Below are 2,630 nucleotides of genomic sequence, written 5' to 3'. Positions count from 1 at the left end.
TCACGATTCACAACACCTTCCTCCCGCACGACGATCCGGAGGCCTCGCTCGCCTTCTACCGCGACGTCCTTGGCTTCGAGGTCCGCCTCGACGTCGGAGGCGGCAAGATGCGCTGGATCACGGTCGGCCCTCCGAACCAGCCCGCCACGTCGATCGTCCTGCATCCGCCCGCCGCCGACCCCGGCATCACCGACGACGAGCGACGCCTCATCGCCGAGATGATGGCCAAGGGCACCTTCGCGATCATCGTGCTGGCCACCAAGGACCTCGACGGCACCTTCGAGCGGCTGCAGGCCGGCGACACCGAGATCGTCCAAGAACCGATCGAGCAGCCGTACGGGGTGCGCGACTGCGCAGTCCGCGATCCCGCGGGCACGATGATCCGCATCCAGGAGGTGCGTTAGCCATGACGAAGGACACCGGAACGGCCTCGCCGTCGGAGCTGATCGACGCCCGCATCAGGGAGCTGCCCGATTGGCGCGGCGATACCCTGGCCCGTCTGCGCGAGCTCATCAAGCGGGCCGACCCCGACGTGGAAGAGCAGTGGAAGTGGAGGGGCGTTCCGACGTGGTACCACGACGGAATGCTTTGCACGTGAGACGTACAAGGACAAGTTGAATCCTCCTGATCGTGAACGATCGGGATTCCTGGCTCAGGCTGCCTGGTCGCTCGGTGAGCGATCAGGTCTTGTGCCCTCGACACCAGCCGGGTTGAAACCAGCCCGGTTGAGCATGACGTGCGCGGAGTTCTTGTCGCGTGGCGCGACATGTCCGCATGACTCGCACCGGTAGGTGCGTTGCGACAGCGGCAGGCGGCGTTTGGCTCTCGCACCGCAGTTCCCGCAGTCAGTGGTGGTGTACTTCGGGTCGACGAGCACCAACTGGCGGCCACGCTTGCCGGCCTGCTCGATCAACGCACGTTTGGTGGCCGCGACCGCGCTGTCGGCAGCTTTGCGCGCCATCGTCGACTTCGCCAGAAACTTGGGCCGGAAATCTTCAACGGCAATTCGATCGAAATCGGTGGCGACCGCCTTGGACCATTTACGGCCCGTATCGGCCCTCTGCGCGGCGACGTGGGCGTGTTGCTTGGCCGCCGCGCGTTTGGCGGCCTTGTAGCCACGCGAAGCGGGCACCCCCTTCGCGGGCCGCCGCCGTGCCATCATCCGCTGATACCCGGCCAGCTTGGCAGCCGCGCTGCGCCCGTACTGGTGGTGAGCCAGATCATGGGCGTCGCTGGTCGTGGTCGCCACCTCGCTCACGCCCCAATCGATCCCGATCGAGCGACCCGTCTGCGGTGCTGGAGGCGTCTGGGGTTGGGGAACGACGAACGAGCACCACCACCGGCCCAGCGCATCCCGGTACACACGCACACTTGACGGCGCTGACGGTAGTTCGCGTGACCACACCGGGCGTATGACGATCCCCCCGGCCAGCTTCACCACCCGGGCGTCGAGCCCGAACCCGCGCAGCGAGTAGTTCAGGCTCGGTAACGCACGGTGCTTGGACTTGAACCTCGCCATCCCACGCCGCTGCCGCACCGGCAGTTTCCTGTCTTTGCGGTCCTTGAGCGCTTTGGCGCGTGCCCGCCCGAAATCGCGGATCGTCTGCTGCTGGGCCACACTGGACCCGGCGGCCAACCATTCGTACTCACCGCGCCACCCGGTCAACCGCTTATCCAGCTGTGCGGGCCCACATTCCATCTTCACCCCGGTCTGGAGCCACTCTCGGTGCGCGGCATCCGATGTCTCCACGCACTGATTCCACACCCACCGGCAACGATCCCACTCCGCCAACAACAACCGCTGCGCGCGGCCGGAGAGCCGCAGCCGGTAGGTGTACCGCACCTTGCCGTCGCCGCTGGCCAAGCCCATGTCGATAACCGTAACCGCACACACCGACAGCCCTGATGCACGCTCAGCGTGTCGGACACGGTACCCATCGTCAGCCTGTGGTGCCGACGAGAATTGAGTTCGACGTGCAGCGCGGACGCACTTCGCTCTACACGCTGCATGCGCACCTGGTGTTCCTCACCAAGTATCGGCGCCCGGTGTTCAATGACGACATGCTCAGCTCCTGCGAGGCGTCTCATGGCTGACATCTGTGCAGTCCTCGGTGCCGAGCTGCGCGAGTTCAACGGGGAGACTGACCACGTGCATCTGCTCGCGCACTACCCGCCGAGCCTGTCGATCTCGACGTTGGTCAACCGACTCAAAGGCGCTTCGGCTCGCCGGTTACGCCAGCAATACCCGACACACGTTCGGAAATACCTGTGGGGCAACCACTTCTGGTCCCCGTCCTACATAGCCGCCTCCTGTGGCGGCGCTCCGCTATCAATCATCAAGCAGTACATCGAACAACAGAACCGTCCCGACGAGAAGCGGCCCGCTGACGCCGGCCACACAGACGAGATCGGCTACCTCCCCGCCGTAAACGGCCAGGCATCCGCCGAAGAAGGGTCAGTGAAGTTCACCTTCGCCAAGGGCGCCTCTCTGGACGACCCGAAGGGACTCTTCAACTCCAGCCTCGAGGGCAACACCAGGCGGGCCATCGACATCGGTGAGGACGACGCTCGACGAGTCGGCGTTCACGGCGCTCATCCGCGCAGCGGTGGCCTTGAACACCCAATGACAC

2 protein-coding genes and 3 pseudogenes are annotated in these 2,630 nt (G+C 65.3%); 4 read left to right on the top strand and 1 reads right to left on the bottom strand.

Going from position 1 to position 2,630, the window contains the following annotated elements; all coding sequences use genetic code 11:
• A partial coding sequence (locus ACRDUX_RS27175; RefSeq protein WP_526418334.1) for a VOC family protein occupies positions 1-404 on the top strand: 404 nt, incomplete at its 5' end.
• A gap of 2 nt (positions 405-406) precedes the next feature.
• Positions 407-595 (top strand): annotated as a pseudogene (locus ACRDUX_RS27170) (DUF1801 domain-containing protein); the annotation flags it as partial.
• 57 nt (positions 596-652) lie between these two features.
• On the opposite strand, the gene ACRDUX_RS27165 reads toward ACRDUX_RS27170, so the two are convergent.
• Complete coding sequence (locus ACRDUX_RS27165; protein ID WP_526418333.1) at positions 653-1,870, bottom strand: transposase; 1,218 nt, start codon at positions 1,868-1,870, stop codon at positions 653-655.
• 35 nt (positions 1,871-1,905) lie between these two features.
• Here ACRDUX_RS27165 and tnpA point away from each other — a divergent pair.
• Together tnpA and ACRDUX_RS27155 are read left to right on the top strand one after the other, a co-directional pair.
• A pseudogene (gene tnpA, locus ACRDUX_RS27160) lies at positions 1,906-2,380 on the top strand (IS200/IS605 family transposase); the annotation flags it as partial.
• A gap of 75 nt (positions 2,381-2,455) precedes the next feature.
• Positions 2,456-2,627: pseudogene (locus tag ACRDUX_RS27155) on the top strand (DUF1801 domain-containing protein); the annotation flags it as partial.
• Positions 2,628-2,630: the final 3 nt, after the last annotated feature.

This window comes from Mycobacterium sp., assembly GCF_050701675.1.
In the GTDB taxonomy this organism is placed as follows: Bacteria; Actinomycetota; Actinomycetes; order Mycobacteriales; family Mycobacteriaceae; genus Mycobacterium.
Note: the sequence above shows the minus strand (reverse complement) of the source record. Positions and strands in the feature narration are given on the sequence as shown.